The sequence below is a fragment of the Kocuria oxytropis genome, from assembly GCF_040981195.1.
Lineage (GTDB): Bacteria > Actinomycetota > Actinomycetes > Actinomycetales > Micrococcaceae > Kocuria > Kocuria oxytropis.
In genome coordinates this window covers 266,319-286,920 of sequence record NZ_JAVFXA010000003.1, presented here as the reverse complement: position 1 = coordinate 286,920, position 20,602 = coordinate 266,319, and the positions used below count along the sequence as shown (strand labels likewise).

Annotated in this window: 19 protein-coding genes, 2 pseudogenes and 1 other annotated feature; of the genes and pseudogenes, 9 read left to right on the top strand and 12 right to left on the bottom strand. The window is 62.3% G+C overall.

The window, feature by feature from the left end:
* Nucleotides 1-34: 34 nt before the first annotated feature.
* The gene (locus QYM41_RS05230) at nt 35-1,633 is read right to left on the bottom strand and encodes a Mur ligase family protein (RefSeq protein ID WP_368798689.1); all 1,599 of its coding nucleotides are present in this window, start codon (nt 1,631-1,633) and stop codon (nt 35-37) included.
* Between the two features lie 304 nt (nt 1,634-1,937).
* On the bottom strand, nt 1,938-2,543 hold the full coding sequence (locus tag QYM41_RS05225) for a hypothetical protein (RefSeq protein ID WP_368798688.1): 606 nt from the start codon (nt 2,541-2,543) through the stop codon (nt 1,938-1,940).
* 635 nt (nt 2,544-3,178) lie between these two features.
* Between QYM41_RS05225 and QYM41_RS05220 the strand changes: the two genes are divergently transcribed.
* From QYM41_RS05220 to QYM41_RS05210, 3 genes are all read left to right on the top strand, one after another.
* Entirely contained in the window at nt 3,179-3,640 is a 462-nt protein-coding gene (locus tag QYM41_RS05220; protein ID WP_368798687.1) for a hypothetical protein, read from the top strand.
* A 302-nt stretch (nt 3,641-3,942) separates the two neighbouring features.
* A complete protein-coding gene (locus tag QYM41_RS05215; RefSeq protein WP_368798686.1) occupies nt 3,943-5,478 on the top strand; it encodes a sugar transferase in 1,536 nt (511 codons plus the stop codon).
* Nucleotides 5,479-5,754: 276 nt separating this feature from the next.
* The gene (locus QYM41_RS05210) at nt 5,755-7,044 is read left to right on the top strand and encodes an O-antigen ligase family protein (RefSeq protein WP_368798685.1); all 1,290 of its coding nucleotides are present in this window, start codon (nt 5,755-5,757) and stop codon (nt 7,042-7,044) included.
* Between the two features lie 259 nt (nt 7,045-7,303).
* On the opposite strand, the gene QYM41_RS05205 is transcribed toward QYM41_RS05210, so the two are convergent.
* The gene (locus QYM41_RS05205; RefSeq protein WP_368798704.1) at nt 7,304-7,630 is read right to left on the bottom strand and encodes a hypothetical protein; all 327 of its coding nucleotides are present in this window, start codon (nt 7,628-7,630) and stop codon (nt 7,304-7,306) included.
* Here QYM41_RS05205 and QYM41_RS05200 point away from each other — a divergent pair.
* From QYM41_RS05200 to QYM41_RS05190, 3 genes and pseudogenes are all read left to right on the top strand, one after another.
* Nucleotides 7,611-8,320: pseudogene (locus QYM41_RS05200) on the top strand (transposase); the annotation flags it as partial. The gene QYM41_RS05205 and the pseudogene QYM41_RS05200 overlap by 20 nt on opposite strands.
* A gap of 151 nt (nt 8,321-8,471) precedes the next feature.
* Nucleotides 8,472-9,215 (top strand): SGNH/GDSL hydrolase family protein, encoded by a 744-nt coding sequence (locus QYM41_RS05195; RefSeq protein ID WP_368798684.1) that lies wholly within the window; start codon nt 8,472-8,474, stop codon nt 9,213-9,215.
* A gap of 77 nt (nt 9,216-9,292) precedes the next feature.
* Nucleotides 9,293-9,481 (top strand): annotated as a pseudogene (locus QYM41_RS05190) (IS256 family transposase); the annotation flags it as partial.
* Between the two features lie 8 nt (nt 9,482-9,489).
* Here the strand turns inward: QYM41_RS05190 and QYM41_RS05185 are convergent.
* The 9 genes from QYM41_RS05185 to QYM41_RS05145 form a co-directional block, all read right to left on the bottom strand.
* On the bottom strand, nt 9,490-9,798 hold the full coding sequence (locus QYM41_RS05185; protein WP_368798682.1) for an integrase core domain-containing protein: 309 nt from the start codon (nt 9,796-9,798) through the stop codon (nt 9,490-9,492).
* Nucleotides 9,799-9,835: 37 nt separating this feature from the next.
* Nucleotides 9,836-10,924 (bottom strand): IS110 family RNA-guided transposase, encoded by a 1,089-nt coding sequence (locus QYM41_RS05180; RefSeq protein WP_368798681.1) that lies wholly within the window; start codon nt 10,922-10,924, stop codon nt 9,836-9,838.
* Between the two features lie 267 nt (nt 10,925-11,191).
* A complete protein-coding gene (locus tag QYM41_RS05175) occupies nt 11,192-12,136 on the bottom strand; it encodes an IS3 family transposase (RefSeq protein WP_368798680.1) in 945 nt (314 codons plus the stop codon).
* Nucleotides 11,744-11,858: a sequence feature (AL1L pseudoknot), on the bottom strand. Its footprint overlaps the gene before it by 115 nt.
* A 5-nt stretch (nt 12,137-12,141) precedes the next feature.
* On the bottom strand, nt 12,142-12,324 hold the full coding sequence (locus QYM41_RS05170) for a helix-turn-helix domain-containing protein (protein WP_368798679.1): 183 nt from the start codon (nt 12,322-12,324) through the stop codon (nt 12,142-12,144).
* 25 nt (nt 12,325-12,349) lie between these two features.
* Nucleotides 12,350-13,588: an MATE family efflux transporter gene (locus QYM41_RS05165; RefSeq protein WP_368798678.1), complete on the bottom strand. Its 1,239-nt coding sequence runs from the start codon at nt 13,586-13,588 to the stop codon at nt 12,350-12,352.
* 156 nt (nt 13,589-13,744) lie between these two features.
* On the bottom strand, nt 13,745-14,305 hold the full coding sequence (locus QYM41_RS05160) for a DapH/DapD/GlmU-related protein (RefSeq protein ID WP_368798677.1): 561 nt from the start codon (nt 14,303-14,305) through the stop codon (nt 13,745-13,747).
* Nucleotides 14,305-15,540, bottom strand: a complete 1,236-nt coding sequence (locus QYM41_RS05155; RefSeq protein ID WP_368798676.1) for a glycosyltransferase family 4 protein — start codon at nt 15,538-15,540, stop codon at nt 14,305-14,307. Before QYM41_RS05155 ends, QYM41_RS05160 begins: the two co-directional genes overlap by 1 nt.
* A 45-nt stretch (nt 15,541-15,585) precedes the next feature.
* Nucleotides 15,586-16,506 (bottom strand): glycosyltransferase family 2 protein, encoded by a 921-nt coding sequence (locus QYM41_RS05150; RefSeq protein ID WP_368798675.1) that lies wholly within the window; start codon nt 16,504-16,506, stop codon nt 15,586-15,588.
* Nucleotides 16,448-17,062, bottom strand: a complete 615-nt coding sequence (locus QYM41_RS05145; protein ID WP_368798674.1) for an LbetaH domain-containing protein — start codon at nt 17,060-17,062, stop codon at nt 16,448-16,450. The genes QYM41_RS05150 and QYM41_RS05145 overlap by 59 nt, the downstream gene beginning before the upstream one ends.
* 174 nt (nt 17,063-17,236) lie before the next feature.
* On the opposite strand from QYM41_RS05145, the gene QYM41_RS05140 reads away from it, so the two are divergent.
* From QYM41_RS05140 to QYM41_RS05130, 3 genes are all read left to right on the top strand, one after another.
* Nucleotides 17,237-18,472 carry a glycosyltransferase gene (locus QYM41_RS05140; protein ID WP_368798673.1) on the top strand — a complete coding sequence of 412 codons (1,236 nt, stop codon included), beginning with the start codon at nt 17,237-17,239 and terminating at the stop codon, nt 18,470-18,472.
* A 79-nt stretch (nt 18,473-18,551) separates the two neighbouring features.
* On the top strand, nt 18,552-19,583 hold the full coding sequence (gmd, locus tag QYM41_RS05135; protein WP_368798672.1) for a GDP-mannose 4,6-dehydratase: 1,032 nt from the start codon (nt 18,552-18,554) through the stop codon (nt 19,581-19,583).
* Between the two features lie 14 nt (nt 19,584-19,597).
* The gene (locus QYM41_RS05130) at nt 19,598-20,599 is read left to right on the top strand and encodes a GDP-L-fucose synthase family protein (RefSeq protein ID WP_368798671.1); all 1,002 of its coding nucleotides are present in this window, start codon (nt 19,598-19,600) and stop codon (nt 20,597-20,599) included.
* Nucleotides 20,600-20,602: the final 3 nt, after the last annotated feature.

The following is a 20,602-nucleotide window of genomic DNA, read 5'->3' as shown; positions in this document are numbered from 1 at the left end:
CGGTGCGACCAGGGCAGGGCCGTACCGGCAGGCGTCAGGATCGGGCGGCGACCTCGTCCCGGGCGAGGGAGATGTCGCCCGCTGCCGCGAGAACCTCGTCGCGGTCGACGAACGGCACCCGGCTCCCCCGCGGGCCGATCTCCATCCACTCCTCGTGCCCCCTGCCGTTGAGCACCACCGTGCCATCTGGTCCGGCCGTCTCGAGGGCGAACCGGATGGCCTCCCGCCGGGTCGGCAGCTCGTAGACCTCGGGCACGGACAGACCGGCGGACCGCCGCGCCGCCACGGCTCGACGGACGCCCCGCAGCACCGCGGCGCGGATGGCGGCCGGGTCCTCCGTACGGGGGTTGTCGTCCGTCACCAGGACCACGTCGGCGCCGGACTCCACGGCCGCGACTCCGGCGGGCTCCCGCTTCGTGGGGTCGCGGTCCCCGCCGGAGCTCGCGGTGACCACGAGCCGGCCCCGCGTGCGCGCCCGCAGCGCGGCCGCGGAGGACGCGAGCGCGTCCGGGGTGTGGGCGAAATCGACGACGACGGTCGACCACCCCGGCCCGAGATTTACGTGCTCCATGCGGCCGGGAACGCTCACCGGCCCGTCAAGGGCTGCAGTCACATCGGAGGGCGACACCCCGAGCTCGAGCAGCATCAGCGCGGCCACCGCGGTGTCGGTCCGGTTGTGCTCGCCGGGCAGCGGCGACCGCAGCGCCAGAGTGCCGGCCGGGCCCTGGAGGAGGAACGCGTCCTCGCCCCGCTCCCCCGCGATGTGCCAGTGCGCTTTCACCCCGGGATCGTTGGCCAGGCTCACCACGGGCACCCCGCGGCGGCCGGCCAGGTCGCGGAGACGGCGGCCGGCGTCGTCGTCGACCACCACCACCGCCCGGGACGCGAACCCGGGGGTGAAGAGACGCGCCTTGGCGGCGAAGTAGGACGCCATGTCCCCGTGGCAGTCGAGGTGCTCGTGGGTGAGGTTGGTGAAGGCGACCACGCTGTAGTGGATGCCGTCCACCCGGTGCTGGTCCAGGGCGTGGCTGCTGACCTCCATGACGCAGGCGTCGTTGCCCGCGTCCCGCATCTGCGCCAGCAGCTCGTGCAGCACCGGGGCGGCGGGGGTGGTGACCGTGCTGGGCCGGCGACGGTCGCCCACCACGGTCTCCGGGGAGCTCAGTAGCCCGGGACGCCGGCCCAGGCGGGCCAGGGCCGCCTCGAGGAGATAGGCGGTGGTGGTCTTGCCGTTGGTGCCCGTGATCCCCAGCATCGTCAGGTCCGCGGCCGGGTGGCCCTGCAGCCGGGCCGCCACCGGCCCCAGCACGGTGCGCGGATCGTCGACGACGACCACCGGCACCTCCGGCGACCGCCCCAGGATCTGCACCCCCCGGCGGTCGGTGAGTACCGCGACCGCACCGGCTTCGATCGCCGCCGCGGCGTGCTGGACGCCGTGCCCGCGACCACCCTGCCGCGCCACGAAGAGGTCGCCCGGGCCTGCCTCGCGGTAGTCCTCCACCACCCGGCGCACCAGCGGATCTCCAAGGACGTCACCCGCGGCGATCGTCCCACCGATGTCCTGCACCAGATCGGCGAGGAGCACTGCACCGGACGGCAACCGCCGGCCCCGCGCCCGCTCAGGAGGATTCACCGTTCCAGCGTATCCGCGCCCGGAAAGAAGTCAGTACACGTATGAATTCACGTCTTTCCTTGGGGTGAGCAGTACCCCTGCGCGACCGCGGACGTCCTCCGAAGATCCGGACCGGACAATGGTCCGCACTCGGCCACTTTCCCAACGAGCACTGCTCCGCATACTGGGCCCTTGGGCGCCGCGAGGCCGCACGGGACGAGATCCTTGCTGCTCGCGGCTCGGCCGCCGAAGCATGGGCCGGACGGCGCCGGGGACCGGTCACGACAGGTGCTGCCGCCCGGCCCCGGCGTCGTCTGCGCGCAGACTACTTCTCCCAGATGGCCGCGTAGCGGGTCCGATCACCCTCTCCGTAGCCTTCCACGTGGACCAGTCGGTAGCCCTGATCGACGTACTCGTTGAAGGCGTCCTGGTACTGCCGGGCGGTCAACCCGTGCCGGGCCACCCACGCCGGACCCGATCGCTTCTCCCAGATCGCCGCATAACGGGTCCGATCACCCTCTCCGTATCCGCTCACGTGGACCAGTCGGTAGCCCTGATCGACGTACTCGTTGAAGGCGTCCTGGTACTGCCGGGCGGTCAACCCGTGCCGGGCCACCCACGCCGGACCCGATCGCTTCTCCCAGATCGCCGCATAACGGGTCCGATCACCCTGCCCGTAACCGTCCACGTGGACCAGTCGGTAGCCCTGATCGACGTACTGGTTGAAGGCGTCCTGATACTGCCGGGCGGTCATCCCATGCCGTGCCACCCACGCCGGGCCCTGTCGCTTCTCCCAGATGGCCGCATAACGGGTCCGATCGCCTTCCCCGTATCCACTCACGTGGACCAGTCGGTAGCCCTGATCGACGTACTGGTTGAAGGCGTCCTGGTACTGCCGGGCGGTCAACCCGTGCCGAGCGACGAAGGCCACGGCCTGCTGGGTACTGACCACGGACGCACGGCTTGTCTCCGGTGCCGCCACTGCCGACGACACGGGCACGGAGGCGCCGCCGGCCAGCAGGGCGGAGAGGCCGATGCTGGAAACGCGTCTCCGCCATCCCGGACCGGCCCAGGCCCCCGACGGCTCCACTGCGCTCGTTGACGCTCTCTTGAACATGATTCCCCCCACAACGGATGAGCCGGCCTCGACAGGCCGGAGCGGGCGACCTGCCACTCGCGAGCACAGCCGGGTGCGGGTATCAGTCCACCCAGCCTCACAGATCCCTGCTGAATCGTCCGCCGAATTCAGGGTGCGCCCGCGCAGGGGGCGAATCAATGGTGCGTCGATGAACAACCATCGAAAAGTTACAGTTACCCGCTGGTCCATCGACAGGAAGCCTGAGCGGGAGAGCCGCTGTGTGGCCCCCGACACACCCCGGAAATACTGCCTGGACAATGGTCTACACCGAACCACTCTCCGCATAGGAACAAGGGGCTGACAATAGACTTTTGTCCGGTCCGATGGGGACCATGTGGGGACAAGAAACGGCCCCCACTAGGGCCGTTGCCCCGATACGCTCGGAGGACCCGAAGATCCGTACCCCTCGACGGACAAGAGAGAATCCGATGCGCACCTCCCCCCTTGCCACTGACATCCAGCACTACCTCGAGTCCTGCTCCCCCGCGGGTCTCACCCTCCTGGAGCTCGACATCGACGAGGACGTCGCCGAGCTGACCCTGGCCTTCACCCCCGAGGCCCTCGACCGCGTGCTGCGCACCCAGCTGCGCACCGCCGGCACCCCCAGCGATTGGGACTGCCCGAAGGCGTCCATGGAGGTCGGCACCCCCACCTGGGCCTACGCCCTGGAACTGGCCGACCTCTTCAACGACCACTACTTCGGCCACGTGGTCCTCGAGCGCCACGAGGCCGCCCTGGGCGAGATCCTTACTACCCACGGCCACGAGGGCACCCCTGTGGTGATCCGCCCGGCCTACGCCCCCAGCTGCCTGGCGCTGAACCTCCGCCGCCTCAAGGCCGAACACCTCCGCACCGCCGAACACACCGCACCGGAGGCTCGCGCCGCCTGAGCGGCTGGCTCCACAATGCCTTGGTCCCCCGAGTGGGGGACAGAAAATGGCACCGTCACCGTCGGGGCGACTTCCCCGCCCGACGACGTGACCCCCGTCACCACAAGGCATGACGCCGTCCCGCGAGTTCCCGGCACGGGCAGGTGCAAGTGCAAACACCTTTCGTCATAGAGCCGGTTTCATCGATTTGCGCCACTAAACTGGCGACAAGTGCAATGCAGCGCGCGGTCCACCGTCTCCCCCACGGGCTGGGAGGAGATACCCCAGGTGGCCGCGTGCTTTTTCGGGGAGGGAGCACCACCATGCTCAAGGTCAACGAGATCAGCCGAGCGGACGACCACCGGCGTCCGCAGCTCAACAGCACCCGCACCACCGCTCGCGACGCCGCCTCCCGCTCCGGCTGGCGCTCCTCCTACCTCACCCGCATGCGCTGGGCCGACGGCCTGGCCCTGCTCGTCACCCTCATCGGCGCCCACCTGCTCCGCTTCCAGCTGGAAAACGCCGGCCTCGACCTCGGTCCCCTCTCGGTCCCCTACTGGATCGTGGGCATCGCCCTGGCCCTGACCTGGTGGATGCATCTGGGCGCCCGCGGCGCCCGCGACGTCCGCCTCATCGGCCACGGTCTCGAGGAGACCCGGCAGGTGGTGCACTCGAGCCTCATCCTGTTCGGCGCAATCGCGATCATCTCGTTCGGCTTCGACCTCCCCACGGCCCGCAGCTACGTCCTGCTGGCCCTCCCCCTCGGCCTGGGATTCCTGATCCTCGGACGCTTCATCGTCCGGGATCGGCTGGTCAAGGCCCGGTACAAGGGTGAGGCGCTGTCCAGGACCATGGTGGTGGGCCGGTTGGCCGGCACGTGCGACCTCATCAAGTCTCTGCGCCAGCACCCGACCTCGGGGCTCTACGCGGCCGCCATCTACGTCCCCGAGACCCGCAAGCCGGTCCCCGCTGAGCTGCAGCGCATGAGCCTCCCGCCCAACGCGCTCGCGCCGGGGGCGCGCCCCACCGTGGAGAGCATCGTCGACGCCTGCCACGAGCGCGACATCGAGACCGTCGTCCTGTCCTCCAACGTCCCCCTGGGCACCACGGAGATCCGCCACCTCAGCTGGCAGCTCGCCGACGCCCACATCCGCCTGGTCATGGACACCGGCCTCACCGACATCGCGGGCCCCCGCATCCACATGCAGCAGGTGGCCGGTCTCCCCCTCATCCACGTGGCAACCCCCAAGCTGAGTCGCAGCCGCGCCATGACCAAGCGTCTCATGGACATCCTCGGCTCCGGGGCCGCCCTCCTAGTCCTCTCCCCCGTCCTGCTCACCCTCACGCTGATCGTCAAGAGCCACGACAAGGGCCCCGCCTTCTTCGCGCAGGAGCGCATCGGCCAGGACGGCAGCCGCTTCAAGATGCTGAAGTTCCGCAGCATGCGCACCGACGCCGAGCAAGTACTCCAGCGCCTCAAGGAGCAGAACGAGGGCGCCGGCCTGCTGTTCAAGATGAAGGACGACCCCCGCGTCACCGCCCCCGGCAAGTGGATGCGCCGTTACAGCCTGGACGAGCTCCCCCAATTCTTCAACGTCCTCAGGGGGGAGATGTCCCTGGTCGGCCCCCGCCCCCCACTCCCTGCCGAGGTGGAGCAGTACGAGGACTACGTCCACCGCCGGCTGCGCGTGAAGCCCGGCATCACGGGCCTCTGGCAGGTCTCGGGCAGGTCGAACCTCGACTGGGAACAGTCGGTACGGCTGGACCTTTACTACGTTGAGAATTGGTCGCCGGTGCAGGATTTGCTTATCCTCGGGCGGACCTTCAAGGCAGTCATAGCCAAAGAGGGTGCATACTAATCACTCCGACCGCGACTCCATAAGCTCTCTACACGTTTGGATTCCGCACTCAAGCGGTGATTTAACAGACATAACTTGCCATTTCCACAACGCATCATGAATTGCGATGCTACATGGAGCGAGCCTCAAATCCGACCGCATAATCAACCGCCGCCTAGAATAGTTCTTAAAAATTAGGAGTTCCACATCAAGTTGCAGCCTTTAAGAAGGGGAAGGACTCGGTTGGCACCACCGCTTCAGGCAAGACAAGTAACCCACGTCGCACAATGGGATCCGGTGCGCGGACTTGCCTACATCACCTTTCTCCTCGGCCTAACGCTCGCGCCTATTCTCACCCTTCGGATTGGCGGAGGCATAAATGTTGGGGATGCCTTATTGGCGCTTAGCGCCTTTCTCCTTGTACTGACCTTTCCTGCCAGACGATGCAATCCACCAGGTCATCGTCTTCGCTTTTATGCGACGATCCTGGTCGCATTTGGAGGTCTTTTTGCCTCAAGCGTTTCCGAGGCGCCAGTGGATAGCCTGTTTGTCCTAATCAGAGTAATCTATGTAATGACAATACTCCCCTGGCAAGCCATTATTTTACTTAACACTCAAAGGCGTCTTTCAAATGCCATACTTGCATTCGCAATTGGCGCTGGCATAACGGGGTACGGAACATTGGTTCAATACACGCTTGGAGCCGACGCGATCCCGGGCGCAATTGTAACTAGCGCTGGACGATATTCTGGATTTACAGGGCACGTCAGTGACGCGGGGGGTATTACAGCACTTGCGGTCGTACTGTCTATTGGCAGCATTGAGAAGTGGAATGTGTCAATACGCACGCTCCTCAACTACTTCGCTCTTTTCGGTGGAGTAATTGGACTTGTGTTATCGGGGAGCGTTGCAGGCATGCTGTCGGCAATGATGGGCATTGCGGCAGTATTGCTATTGCGAGGATTTAAACTAGTACACCTCGTTTTTCCTTCCGTTTTACTAATTGGTGGACTATATGTTAGTACCATTCTGCAAGAAGGAACAAAAATCGCATTGTCGCCAGTGGAGCGACTGCTTCAGGCAACCGGAATAAGCGCGAGCGACCGATCGCTCAATACCGCAGCTTCTCGACAGGAAACGTACAAGTTAGGTTTTCAAGGATTTCTCGAAAACCCACTTACAGGAGAAGGTCTCGATCCGGGGTCGGCTAGTGTGATTGGGGAACTTGGTGTTCATAATTTTTTATTGGCCGCCGCGTACCAGGGTGGCAGCCTGTTTGTAGTCGGTATAGGACTCGCCGCCCTGGGGGGCGGGCTAGTCGCATGGGCCCATCGGAGCAAGCAACATGCGTCAAACGCAGCCATTTCCGGCGCGCTAGTATCAATCACCTTTGCGATGAGCGCACCTAGTTTTTACAATCGCTACTTTTGGATCCCCCTAACGTTTTTGATCGTACATGCAGCGCTAACCTCAGACACAGACGGACGCAATAGGTATTGGCCTCGAACGCCTAAAACGTCGGAAACTCGACCGATTGACACTTTGATCAATAATCATAGCAGTTCCCAAAAACTAAATTCCCAGTGAGTTAACTAATTAATGGGTCATCTTACCCATACTCCCGACAAAGATAGTATCTACTGTCAAAATCCGGTAAACGCTACGCGCTGCTCTTGGACGACGAGTTTGCCCTTCTTCACGGGAAACGCGGACAGGTGCTCGTAGACGCCGAGGAACGGGCCGTGGTTTCTCACCAGGACGTTGCCGGCGAAGTCCCGCGCCAGATACCCCCGTGACGCGCACCCGGCCACGGAGTCGCCCCAGGGAGGTTCGCGGCGTGCCCCACTCACAGCCCGGTGCCAGGGTCCACGGAGCAGATGTCCGTGCCCACAGCCGCGGCGTAGTCGATGTCCGTGTGGCCCAGCGGCTGGTGATTCTCGAAGCTAGGGTGCGGCTTGCAGGCGATGGGGTTGAACCCGTAGTGCTGGGAGACGAGGACGAAGTTCGACACCGGGCGGATGTACCCGGCTACCTGGGTGGACTGCGCCACAGTGCTGGCCGAGCCGAGCCCTGAGGAGGCGCGGGAGTTGTAGGAGTTGTACTCGACTGGTGACAGGCGCAGATCCCTGCCCCACTGCTGGTCTCCCGCGGTCCGCCCGCGGGGCATGCTCACGCAGATCCATCCCGCCCTGGAGCGGGTGCTGGGGCCGAGGGTGACCCACCCGGCGGTGGCCGACCTTCTCACCCGGTATCCGACTCCGGCCTAGCTGGCCGCGACTGGTTGATCTTTTGACCGAGGAGATCTTCACCGCGCTGGGGCAACAGACCGTGGTGGTGGCCGGCACCGAGGCTGCCGCCACCGTCGTACCGATCCCGGCCGGGCAGCTGGCCGCCCTGATCAATCAACACGCCACGGTAGCTACCCCGGTCGAGGCCCCCGTGGAAGCCCACCCTCTTTGCCCGGTCTTGACCTCGATGCCCGGAGTAGGGGTCAGGACCGCCGCGAGGATCCTCACCAAGAACCTGGGCAAGGACTTCGCCGACGCCGGGCACCGGCCCTTCTAAGCCGCGATCGCCCGGGCACCCCCAGTTTCGGAACCTCGAAACGCGGCTAACACGCCGTCAAGGGCGGCAACGAACGTCTGAAGCGGGCGCTATTCCTTCGGTATTCGCCTCGCTGCACCACCCGCCCTCGCGTACCTACTACGACCGGAAACGTGCCCAGGGCAAACGCCGCAGTCAAGGGATCATTGGCCTGGCTCGACGACGGACCGACGACCTGTTTGCGATGCTGCGGGACGGTACTTTCTACCAAGACCCCGCCGAGCCTCAGACCCCGTCACCGGTCGCCCTGACCGCTTGACGAGAACGATAGAGGCCCCCGGATGCCGAGGTACCGGGCGATCTTCCAAACTGACAGGGCGGCCTCCAATTTAAAGAGCCAGCCCATGGCGTGGCTCGTGGTCGTGTCATGTAGGCGGTTATGTGAACAATTGCCCGGTAAGATCTCACGCATGCAACGCACCCCCCCAGCTACTGGGCAACGCCCATTTCTCACCGTGAAAGCAAGGAACCGCTTCAACGCGGTGATCGTCGCGGCGGTGATCCTACTCATCGCTGGACTTGGCGCCGCATGGGCTCAGAATCATCAGGCCACCACTCAGGCCGCAGAAGCGGCCAAGAGCTATACGCCAGTCCCGCCGCAACCAATCGAGAAGCCAACAACTGCAGCATTTCTAGGTGATTCCTACAACGTCGGAATCGGCTCTTCGATCAAGGCCAAACGATGGACGACGCTCGTGGCGGCGGACCAAGGCTGGGCCGAGCTGAATTATGGGTATGGCGGGACCAACTTCGCCACCGCAGGCGAGCAAAAAGGCGGACGCCCATACCACGATCGATTGACGGATCTTGTCCTGTCTCGACCGAACATCGTTGTGGTGTCCTCAGCGGGCAACACACTAGGCATTGACCAGCAACCCGGCATCCGCAAGACCTTCCAGGCGTTGCGGGATAAACTCCCCGACGCCCGCATCATTGCCACATCGCCATTCCACTGGGATGGCAGCTATCCGGAGTCGAAGCGTGAGTTCGGAAAAATGATGCAGTCCGAAGTGGAAGCAGTCGACGGGGAGTATCTCGAAATCGGACACCCGCTTAAAAACCAGACTGAGCACATCATCGATGACGGGGTGCACCCCGACGATGTCGGCTACCAATTGATTGCCGCAGCCGTCATTAAACAGCTTGATCGCTAGTCAACTTTAGCCATCGGGACTATCGCAGTAACGGATGTAAGAGGCCCAATCACCCCGGGAGGGGCTGGAGGGTCGACATGAGCGAGAAGATCGAGACACTGGTGGACGTGAGCCCACCGACACCCGGTGATGACCCGGAAGAGAACGCGCAGCGGAGCGCGGCCGACCAAGACATCGTCCAGGAACTGGTCGGCGCCGCACGCGCCAGCGGGGCGGTGTTGACTTGCCCCGGCGGGCTGCTGAAGCAGCTGATCAAGATCGTCCTGTGACGGGTTCAGTGGAGTCTTGGTAGTGCCGCTTCGTCGGTCACCGGGGCGGTGTGGTGACGATAGTAGGCGTCCTCGAACTCGATCGGTGGCACGAGGCCGATCTCGCCGTGCAGGCGCCGGTGGTTGAACCAGTCGATGTACTCGGCCACCGCGATCTCCAGGTCGTCAAAGTTCTTCCAGGGGCCCTTGTTGCGGATCAGCTCGGCCTTGAACAGCGAGTTGAACGCCTCGGCGAGGGAGTTGTCGTAGGAGTCCCCGGTGGATCCCACCGAAGCCACCGCCCCGGCCTCTCCCAGGCGCTGGGTGTAGCGCACCGCGACATACTGAACGCCCTTGACGCCCTTCTGTTCGTTAAGCGGCGAATTGGACCTGGTCGGCGGCTCGGTATTGGTTGCGGATGAGGTAGTAGACCTCTCGGGCGATGTAGCGCTTGAGGCACGGCAGGATCTCGATGTTGGAATGGCCTTCGGCCTTCTTCCGTTCGACGTAGTGCTGGGTGACCGGGTCCATGCGCCAGCGGCTGATGGCGATCATGTGCAGGGCGGAGTTCGCGGCCCGGTCTCCTCCGCGGTTAAGACGGTGTCGGGTGGTCTTTCCGGAGGAGGCCGGCAGCGGCGCGGCTCCGCAGAGCATCGCGAAGGAAGCCTCCGAGGTCAATCGGTCAGGATTGTCCCCGGCGGTGATCAGCAGCTGGGCCGCCGATTCGTAACCGACCCCGGGGCGCTCGAGCAGGGTGGGGGCGAGTTCGTCGACGATGTTGTGGATGATCTGGTCCAGATCGGCGATCTCGTCGTGCAGTTCCAGGAAGCGGCGGGCCATGGACTTCAGCGCGATCCGGTTCGCGCAGGTGGGGTCACGATAGCCGGTGGCATCCGGGCGCCAGGCGGCGATCGTGCGGATCAGCTGCATGGGGGTGAGGTTGCGCAACTGGTCGCGGAGCTCTTCCGGAGCGGCGACGATCTGCGTCTGGATCAGTTGCAGGGCTACACGCCGGGAACGCACGGCCGAGGTGCGGGCCACGCGCAGCACCCGTAGGGACTCGGTCATCCCATCGCGGGTCTTCGGGGTGACGGTGCGGATTCCGCGCAGTGCCGCACGAGCGGCGTTCTCGGCGTCGATGGTGTCGTTCTTGCCGCGTCGGCGCCGGTCGGCCCGGTCACCGGCCATGACCTCGAGGACTTCCACACCGGCGGCCTCGAGGTGGCGCAGCAGCCCGGCCCCGTAGGACCCGGTGCACTCCACCCCGACGCGGGCGACGTCGCCGTGGGTGTGCATCCAGCGCAGCAGCGCCCGGTATCCGGCACGGGTGGTGGAGAAAGCCGCAGTGGCCAGCACGTGGCCGTCGGTGTCGACGACGGCGGCCAGATGCAGGTCCTTGTGGGTGTCGACTCCGCCGATGACGACCGGTCGATGGTGCGGCAGCGATGGTGATGTCGTCATGGCGGTGGCTCCTGGTTCTGAGCGTGGGGATGGTGTCCCCGGGTCGAACCAGCCACCTGGGCACGACAGTAATGAGACGGATCCCCGTCAGGCCCTTCTTGAGTCACACGGCGCCGGCGAGACCTCAGGGTCTCGCCGGAGGTGTTCCCGAGCGACCGACACGTCAATGGAATGACACCGATCAGGGGTCGGTCAGCGTGAGGGTCAGGACGCTGCGAGAGCACCTCCGGCACCACGGTAGCCCCATGGGGTCGATCGCTGTGAGGGTCAGGACGCCCGGGAACACCTGGCCCTCACAGTCTTACTGTCGGAGTGATGCACGACCCCAGTGGTGTCGTGGTCCTCCCGCTCCCGGGTCCACAGCCCCATCTCGAGGGCATCCAGCGCCAGATCGGTGCGCAGGGAGGTCGACAGCTGCCATCCCACCACCCGGCGGGAGAACACGTCGATGACGAACGCGGCGTAGACCCATCCGGCGAAGGTTCGGCAGTAGGTGATGTCGGCGACCCACAGCCGGTCCGGGGCGGTGGCGGTGAAGGACCGCTCCACCAGATCCGGGCGGGTGTCCGGGCCGGTGCCGGCCACCGTGGTCCGCGGGCCCTTGGCACGGATGACCCCGCGCAGCCCGGCCGCGCGCATCAGCCGGTGCACCGTGCACCGAGCGACCTGGTGACCTGCCCGGCGCAGCTCGGCGTGGACCTTGGTGACCCCGTACACCCCGTAGTTCTCCGCATGCACGCGGGCGATCACCTTCGTCGTGGCCGCGTCGCTAACCGACCGAGCTGACGGCGGCCGGGTCTTGGCGGCGTAGTAGGTGCTCGGGGCGACCTGCAGAACCTTGCAGATCGGCTCGACCCCGTACTCGCCCTTGTGGGCGTCGATGTAGGCCACTACCTGTTGTGTGGGTAGAACGAGCTCCGCCGCGAAGAAAGCCGAAGCCGACCGCAGAATGGCGTTGGCCCTGCGAAGCTCCCGCACTTCTTTCTCCAGCTCGGCCAGCTGCTGGGCGTCATCGGTGGTGGTCCCCGGCCGGTATCCCTCGTCGACCGCGGCCTGCCTGGCCCAGTTCCGCAGCGTCTCCGGATTGATCCCCAGCTGCTGCCCGATCCGCGCCAGCGCCCCGGCCTTCGTCGCCGGGTCCCGCCGGGCCTCCACCGCCATCCGGGTGGCGCGCTCTCGCAACTCGTCCGGGTACTTCCTCGGTGCTCCCATGACTCTCATCCTTCCGTGGAATGAAAGCCTCCAACAGACCCGTCACGGGACACCCCGGCCAGCCCAAGCCCGCGCATGAGCCGATCCACCGTGCAGTGGACGAGCGCCAGCCCGTACCGCCACAGGTGCGCCGTCAAATTGCGCCACCCGTAGAGCCCCTCCGGGGTGCCATTTCCGCAGATATCCATTGTCGAACAACTATGGGCTAGCGTGTTACAAATTTTCTGACACGAAAGCAATAGTCCGCCTGAACAGTCTCCGATAAGCTACAAAAGACCCTGCGGCGGTTATCAACGCCGTGACGACCAACGGATCAAGATTGGTCGCAAACCATAAACTTATACCCAAAATAATCGCCAGCACATTCGTGCCCAGCACTTGGATCCTGGGCAGGATGGTCGAACTATGTCTAGATAGCGCCCTTGTGAGTCCCAAATAAGGAGTACATGGACTCGCGATAACCGCTGCCAGCACCGTGACCGGAACTGCATATACCAACTGATCCACTAGGACAGGATCGACATAATTTCGCAAACAATAGAACGCAATGACAACTGCAATGCCGTAGGTGAACGCAACTAACATTAGTCCGCGCGAAGTACGAGCGACGACTCGATGCATTTGTCCCACGGAGGATCGAGAAATTAATGAAGACTGAAGCAGGTAACGGACTGACACGTACGAGGTAATAGTATTAAGCGGGCCCATAAACGTTTGCGCCAGTCGAAACGCCGATACACTTGCCAGCGGAACCAACCATTGTACAAGGAGCATGGGAACTACGGTTGTAAAACTTGCAACCGCCCACTCTGTCACCTGATACTTACCAAGATCAAGAGCAGGGCTGAGAACCTTTTCCTTGCGCTTAGGGGAGCGATATACCAAAGGCACCAACGCCAAGGCAGCACCACCTCCCCAAAGCGCGATCATCTCCCAGACACTGGTCGGATGCACAACAAACGCGCCAATAAGTAAGCATAACAACCACAGACCATCTGAAAGCAAAGCACGAATATAGCGACCTAAAGCAAATGATTTGTAGCGAAAGCAATCTTGTATAAGAGGGAAAGAAATCGCAAGAAAGACGAAGGGCCAATAGAACGTCCACAGTCCTAGTGCACTACCCGCAAGAAGCGCCACCCCGGGTGTCAATAAAAAGGCGGCTAGCCATCGTCCATAAGCTATGCCTACGTTAGATTTGGAAGTCACAACCAAGGAGGGGTCCAGCAAGATAGACCTTTGAAAGCCAATCGCCGTAGTAGCCAACAGCTGCAGCAAAACGTAAGCATTTAGGGCCTCTGTTTGCAAAAAGACGGAAGCTACAAGAACCGCGACAGCGTTACTTCCGCTGCACACCACTTGGTCTACCAGAAGGAGCGTCTTTCCGTTTCCCAACGACTGCGCCCGCATCCGCGAATGCGAACGAAGCCGTTTTCTCATCGCTTTCAACATTTTGCCTGTCTCCCGCGGACCCGCGTCCGACACCGCTTTCAGCCAGAATTCACAATGAACCCTCTTAAGTGCAACAGGTTCCTCACCACCCCACGCGCCACAAACTACACCTTAAATGCGCATGGGCATTGAATGCGAAACGTGAAATGACTTTGGTCACTTTGTAACTAGACGGATACCTTCATCGTGCGCTAAGCGCAGTTCCTCGGAATCAAACCGGCGTTTTATCACCCTGGCGGGGTTTCCACCCACAATGGAATACGGCGGTACATCAGAAGTGACAACTGCCCCCGCACCAACCACACTACCCTGTCCAATCGTGACACCGCTCAAGACGACGGAGGCACCCCCGATCCAAACGTCTCGTCCGATCGTCACAATATCTCGATCGTTTTGGGGCCTTTCAGCCGCACGCGTAGATTGCGCAATGGGAACTCCAACTTCATTGATGGCGTGGTCTAAACGTCCAACTATTTGCACCCCCATTCCGATAATCGTCCAGTCTCCAATCTCGCCATCCACTTGAATAATCGAGCGGGGACCAATCGAAACATTATTGCCAATCTTTAGCCCATGTGGGGAACTTACAATCGCGCCGCGGCCCACTCGGAAATTGGCCCCCAGAATCACGTTCTCATGTACAGCAATCCTTTCAAGTGCTTTACGAACTAAATGAATCAATGGTCGCGGTATGCCTGTGTGCCCGGGAATTGCCATTATTCTTCCTTTCGTTGAAGGCCTTGTAAAGCGTCGGCCAAACCAGCTGCCATGCTTTCGGCTGAGTATCGACTGCGCACAAGGTCAGATGCATTTTCATCTGGTAAAGTTCCCCTGCAGTCCCACAAGCGGACCAAGGCAGCGGCAAGATCTGAAGGACTATCTGTTTCAAACCACGTGACGGGTCCGCCTTGCGCCAGCTCGATCTCAGGAGAGTGGGGTTCGTCCTTAGCAATGACCATGGGTACGCCAAAGCCAAGGCTTTGGGTCAATCCGAGACCTGCAAATCCGGGTGAGGCGGAAGCAAATGCTCGATCATAAAGTGACCGAAGTTGGGATACGTCTTCAACCCATCCGGCAAGCTCGACGTCCCCACAGATTGATAATTCGGTTACAAGCTCGCGGATGTTCTGTTCCTGAACTCCGCCACCCACAAGAATGAGTCGCATTTCGGGCTTTAGTTTCCGAGCTTCTGCAAATCCTCGAACAAGCAATGCCACCTTTTTCTGCGGTTGAAATCGCCCCACGTAAATGACAGCATTTCGAACTGCGCCTGTATTGTCGCCTGGCCTAATATCCTTGGCCATATAAATCGCGTTAGGCGCTACCCAGACAGGTTGGTGAGGGATCTCTTCAAGTGCCGCAGTGCGGTCAATATGTGTATAAGATATTGTGCCGCGCGCAAGTCGACGCATCGTGCGACGAAGCATCGCCGTGCGAACGGAGCCGCCGGCCTGTGGATGCAAATGTCCCCAAACAAGCGTCCGCCGACCTAAAAGTCTCCTCATTACAAGAAGCGCCCATGACGTGATACTCCGAGGATTCAAATCGACTACCAGGTTGTCCGCCAAAAGAGGATTTAGGCTAAGCGGAACTTGCATAAAGGCTTTTTTACCAAATCGCACCATGGGTACGGCTCTAAATAAAGACGGCCGAATGCCCGTTTTAACTGTAGGGTCCAAGTGCGCTGAGCTAACTTCGATGGACAGTCGATTCCCAAATTGGGATTTGAGAATTTCGATACAGTTTGTCCTATAACTAGGAAGCACGGCCAAAAACATGGCATATGGGGATCTGCCCGTTTGCAAAATATACTTTCTTCCTGTTATTTTACTGATCGGTTCAGCAACCGAAATGTACAATACTTGGTAAATGCGGGCCGTTAAAGCCCATTTTGTATGGTTGTACCCAGCAAACGAAACCGTTAGATGCTTGGCTGTGGCTGGCTCTTGCACACCTCGTTTGTTTCGATGCGGTTTTTGTGGGCACCAGGTTTGGGACTAAGTGATCCATCCGTTTTTCAGTTCTCTTACTTTTAGCTGAATTTGCCAGTAGTAAAAGCTAAGAGCTAGAGCGTAATCGAATCCTGCGCGCCCATCTGCGAAGCCTAGGCGTATGACGTAAGAATAAACAAAGAACACGACAGGTTTGAAAGGCAACCGGTCAAAAAACCGCCCTTGAAGACTACGTGCCTTTCGAGTCTGCCTGCGTGCGGACGGATGTGTGTGTAGGTGTGCTTCCCAGTCCGAATACTTATTGTGCCTGTCAAACCACGACCTTACTGGGTCGTGGTCGTCATGTAGAATCCGACCCCTCAACTTCCCAACACGTCCTCGCGCACTCGGTTGATAGTGCCCCTCAAGTTCGCCCATGCCTGGCGCGTCGAGATCGTTCATCTCTGGGAAATCTACTAGAGATTTTTGCACAAGGCATCTTTTGACGACGGTATGTCCGTGTTTAAGTACCGTGCCTGCAAACCTGTAGTTCAGACTGATGTCGAATGCTGCAAATTGATTTACTCTTTCATCAGAGAACAACTGTTGAAGTTCCTCCACAAGTTCCGCTGTTGGATATTCATCCGCATCTATAAATAAGATCCACTCATTTTTTGTGTTGACATTGTCAAGCTGCCATTGTTTCTTTTTGGGATACCTTCCGTTCCAGGAAAAGTTAATTACTTGAACGCCCATCTCAGTAACGAGCCGCTTTGTGCCGTCTTCGCTTAAAGAGTCGACTACAATTATTTCTTCACTTTTTCCTTTCCACGCACTTAGGCATGCCTGAATGCCGTTTGCCTCGTTTTTAGTTTGTACAAGTATTGTTACTGGTATTGGAGCTTGCATAAAAGGTGTGGAATCATAGTTACTCATGATTGCCCCTGTCATTACTTGTAAAGCGATGTCCGAGATATTGGGGTGCACCTTGTCCGTAAATAGTATTCTCGGGTATGCGGGCATTAGGGCCTACAGTAGTTCCCGGAGTAATTACCGCACTCCTGCCAATCAGGGATCCGCCGAGGACAACGCATCGAGTGGTTAGCCAGGATCCTGCTTCCACAACGACTGGTCGCGTAATCAGCGCCATATTTTTTCGAAGGTCATGGCTTCCCGTGGTAACAAAGGTGTCCTGCGACACGACTGCGTCGTGTCCGATGGTGACCTGGTCCTGGTTGTGGATCCATACGCCCTCGCCAATCCACGATCGGTCGCCAATCTCCAGGTTCCAGGGGAACTTGATGCGCGTGCGGGGCCGGATGATGACACCGTCGCCGATCTTGGCACCGAAGGCGCGGAGTGCCTTCGTCCGCAGGCGGGAGCTGATTTGCCACGGGTTGGTGACCAGAACGAGCTCGGTGGCTGACCACAGATAGATCATCCACTTTGGCCTGTTCCAGGCTTCGCCCTCGCCGGGCGCCTGGGAGAGGTCGATCACAGGAACGTCGGTGTCGGCAGGGCTGCGCTCAGCGGCGGTGGCCATGAATACCTCTGCTTGTGGGGGGCGGGGAGGTCATGTGAGCTGAACCACGGGGCGACGTGGGGCGTCGTCCCAGAGCTGAATGCGCTCACATGTATTGTCTGATTTATACCCCATCCCCTCCGGTGGGCCGCTGATCCCCCTCGGCGTTGCTCCCAGTGTGACGAAAGCATCTCCATGCCCCCTCGTTTGACGATCATCGGCATCAACTACGCTCCCGAGTCCAGCGGCAACGCTCCCTACACCACGGCCCTCGCCGAGGGCATGAGCGAGCTCGGGTGGGACGTCCGGGTCCTCACCGGTTTTCCGCACTACCCGCAGTGGCAGGTTTATGACGGCTACGAAGGCCGGACGCTGGAAGAGGATCACGGCGGGGTCCACATCCTGCGCCTGCGTCACTACGTGCCCGCGGAGCCGAAGCTGCTCAACCGGCTGCTCATGGAAGTCCACTTCGGTGTCCGCGCGGCAGTAGCGAACTGGGGTCGCCCCGACGTGGTGCTCTTCGTGAACCCCGGGCTGTTCTCCTCGGGCGTGGCAGCTCTGCGGGCCAAACTCGGCCGGCGCCGTCCCGGGACGGCGATCTGGATCCAGGACCTGTACTCCCGTGGCCTCGAGGAGGTGCACACCTCGGCCGCCGCTCTGGCTCCCGTCATGCGACAGGTTGAGGGACTGGTCCTCCGCGCCATGGACCGCGTGATCGTCATTCACGACCGGTTCCGCCGCCATGCGGTCAACGAGCTGGGTGTGGCTTCAGAGCGGGCACTTATCCACCGGAACTGGTCCCATATCACCCCGCAGCACGCGATCGACACCGCGGCGGTCCGCACCAGTCGGGGCTGGTCCGAGGACGAGGTGGTCGTGCTCCACGCGGGCAACATGGGCGTGAAGCAGTACCTCGAGAACGTGGTGGACGCCGCCCGGCTGGCCGATGAGCGGAACTCCCGTGTCCGGTTCGTCCTGCTCGGCGCAGGCAGCCAGTTGCCGCGACTTAAAGAGCTGGCCGCCGGTGTGGAGAGCCTCGAGTTCGTCGATCCCCTGCCCGACGAGGAGTACACCGCGGCCTTGGCCGCAGCGGACGTCCTCCTCGTCAATGAGAAGCCCGAGCTCCGGGAGATGTGCGTTCCGAGCAAGCTCACGTCCTACTTCGCGACCGGGCGTCCTGTCCTGGCTGCGGTGGACGACGAGAGCTCGTCCGCCGGCGAGATCGAGTCCTCCGGGGCCGGCAGGGTGGTTCCTTCCGGCGACCCCGCGGGACTGCTGCAGGCCGCTGAGGAACTCGGCAGTGACCGGGCTGTGGCCTCGGAGATCGGCGGGCGCGGTCCCGGATATGTTGCGGAGCACCTCGCCGCGGACGCCGCGATGCGTCGGTGGGACGAGGTGCTCCGATCTTTGACGCAACATGTCCGGCGCTGATCACCGGCTTTGCCCGTTCATTCACTAGCATAAAGCTGTCCCCTCAACGGCCCACGCCTCATCCCCCCGAAGGACGATCATGCACGCCACCCCCAAGAAGGCTTTCATCACCGGGATCACCGGTCAGGACGGCTCCTACCTGGCGGAGCTGCTGCTCGCCAAGGGCTACGAGGTGCACGGGCTGATCCGTCGCGCCTCGACGTTCAACACCCACCGGATCGACCACCTGTACTCGGACCCGCACGAATCGGATGCGAGGCTGTTCCTGCACTACGGCGACCTCTCTGACGGATCTCGTTTGGTGACGCTGATGGCGCAGATCCGCCCCGACGAGGTCTACAACCTCGCCGCCCAGTCCCACGTGAAGGTCTCCTTCGAAGAGCCCGAGCACACCGGGGACACCACCGGCCTGGGCACCGTGCGGCTGCTCGAAGCGATGCGCCTGGCCAATGTGGACGCCCGCTACTACCAGGCCTCCACCTCCGAGCTCTACGGCGCGACTCCGCCCCCGCAGCACGAGGACACCCCCTTCTACCCCCGCTCCCCCTACGGGGCGGCGAAGATCTACTCCTACTGGATCACCAAGAACTACCGCGAGGCCTACGACATGTACGCCGTCAACGGGATCCTCTTCAACCACGAGTCCCCCCGCCGCGGCGAGACCTTCGTGACCCGCAAGATCACCCGGGCCGTGGCAGCGATCAAGGCCGGCACCCAGGACAAGCTCTACATGGGCAACCTCCAGGCCATCCGCGACTGGGGCTACGCCGCCGAGTACGTCGAGGGCATGTGGCGGATGCTCCAGGCCGACGAGCCCGAGGACTTCGTGCTCGCCACCGGCCACCCGTGCACGGTCCGGGAGTTCCTGGAGATCTCCTTCGACCACGCCGGCCTCGACTGGCGCGAGCACGTCGAGTTCGACGAGCGCTACCTGCGACCCACCGAGGTCGACGCCCTCATCGGGGACCCCGCCAAGGCCAAGGACAAGCTCGGCTGGGAAGCCACCGTCAAGGCCCCCGAACTCGCGAAGCTCATGGTCGACGCCGACATCGCCCTGCTCGAGAACGACGCCTGGATCGACACCGTCGACCTCGCCTCCTGGGCCAAGTGAGACAGGACCCCACCATGACAGCAGACACCACCGAGAAGACCGCCGACGCGACCGCCTCGTTCACCCCCGGCCCGCTCGACCGCACCGCCCCGTTCTACGTGGCCGGCCACCGGGGCCTGGTCGGCTCCGCCATCTGGCGCAGACTCCAGTCCGAGGGGTTCACCGACCTCATCGGCCGCACCTCGACCGAGCTGGATCTGAAGGACCGGGACGCCGTCTTCGCGTTCTTCGCCGAGGCCAAGCCCCGGTACGTGGTGCTGGCCGCGGCGAAGGTCGGCGGGATCCTCGCCAACAACACCTTTCCCGTGGACTTCCTGTCGGAAAACCTGCGGATCCAGGTCAACGTCCTCGACGCCGCCCTCGAGCACGGGGTCAAACGGGTCCTGTTCCTGGGGTCCTCCTGCATCTACCCGAAGCTGGCGCCCCAGCCGCTGAAGGAGGAATACCTCCTCACCGGGCACCTGGAACCCACCAACGACGCCTACGCCATCGCCAAGATCGCCGGGATCCTCCAGATCCAGGCCGTCCGCCGCCAGTACGGGCTGCCCTGGATCTCGGCGATGCCGACCAACCTCTACGGGCCCGGGGACAACTTCTCCCCCACCGGTTCCCACGTGCTGCCCGCCATGATCCGCCGCTACGAAGAAGCCCGGCTGTCCGGGGCGGAGTCAGTGACCAACTGGGGCACCGGCTCCCCGCTGCGGGAGTTCCTGCACGTCGACGACATGGCCGAGGCCTGCCTGCACCTGCTCGAGCACTACGACGGGGCAGAGCACGTCAACGTGGGCACCGGCACCGACGTCACCATCAAGGAACTCGCCGGTCTCGTCGCCGAGGCCGTCGGCTACGAGGGTCGGATCGAGTGGGACACCACCAAGCCCGACGGCACCCCGCGCAAGCTCATGGACGTCACCAAGCTCGCCGACGCGGGCTGGACCGCCCGCATCCCCCTGCGCGAGGGGCTCCGGTCCACCGTCGAGTGGTTCCGAGAGCACCAGGACGGCATCCGCGAGTGACTT

Bases quoted from the DNA above. Each gene is read 5' to 3' on its own strand.
- QYM41_RS05220 (WP_368798687.1), top strand. From the start codon at position 3,179: ATGCGCACCTCCCCCCTTGCCACTGACATCCAGCACTACCTCGAGTCC.
- QYM41_RS05215 (WP_368798686.1), top strand. From the start codon at position 3,943: ATGCTCAAGGTCAACGAGATCAGCCGAGCGGACGACCACCGGCGTCCG.
- QYM41_RS05195 (WP_368798684.1), top strand. From the start codon at position 8,472: ATGCAACGCACCCCCCCAGCTACTGGGCAACGCCCATTTCTCACCGTG.
- QYM41_RS05180 (WP_368798681.1), bottom strand. From the start codon at position 10,924: ATGACGACATCACCATCGCTGCCGCACCATCGACCGGTCGTCATCGGC.
- QYM41_RS05175 (WP_368798680.1), bottom strand. From the start codon at position 12,136: ATGGGAGCACCGAGGAAGTACCCGGACGAGTTGCGAGAGCGCGCCACC.
- QYM41_RS05170 (WP_368798679.1), bottom strand. From the start codon at position 12,324: ATGGATATCTGCGGAAATGGCACCCCGGAGGGGCTCTACGGGTGGCGC.
- QYM41_RS05165 (WP_368798678.1), bottom strand. From the start codon at position 13,588: ATGTTGAAAGCGATGAGAAAACGGCTTCGTTCGCATTCGCGGATGCGG.
- QYM41_RS05160 (WP_368798677.1), bottom strand. From the start codon at position 14,305: ATGGCAATTCCCGGGCACACAGGCATACCGCGACCATTGATTCATTTA.
- QYM41_RS05145 (WP_368798674.1), bottom strand. From the start codon at position 17,062: ATGGCCACCGCCGCTGAGCGCAGCCCTGCCGACACCGACGTTCCTGTG.
- QYM41_RS05140 (WP_368798673.1), top strand. From the start codon at position 17,237: ATGCCCCCTCGTTTGACGATCATCGGCATCAACTACGCTCCCGAGTCC.
- gmd (WP_368798672.1), top strand. From the start codon at position 18,552: ATGCACGCCACCCCCAAGAAGGCTTTCATCACCGGGATCACCGGTCAG.
- QYM41_RS05130 (WP_368798671.1), top strand. From the start codon at position 19,598: ATGACAGCAGACACCACCGAGAAGACCGCCGACGCGACCGCCTCGTTC.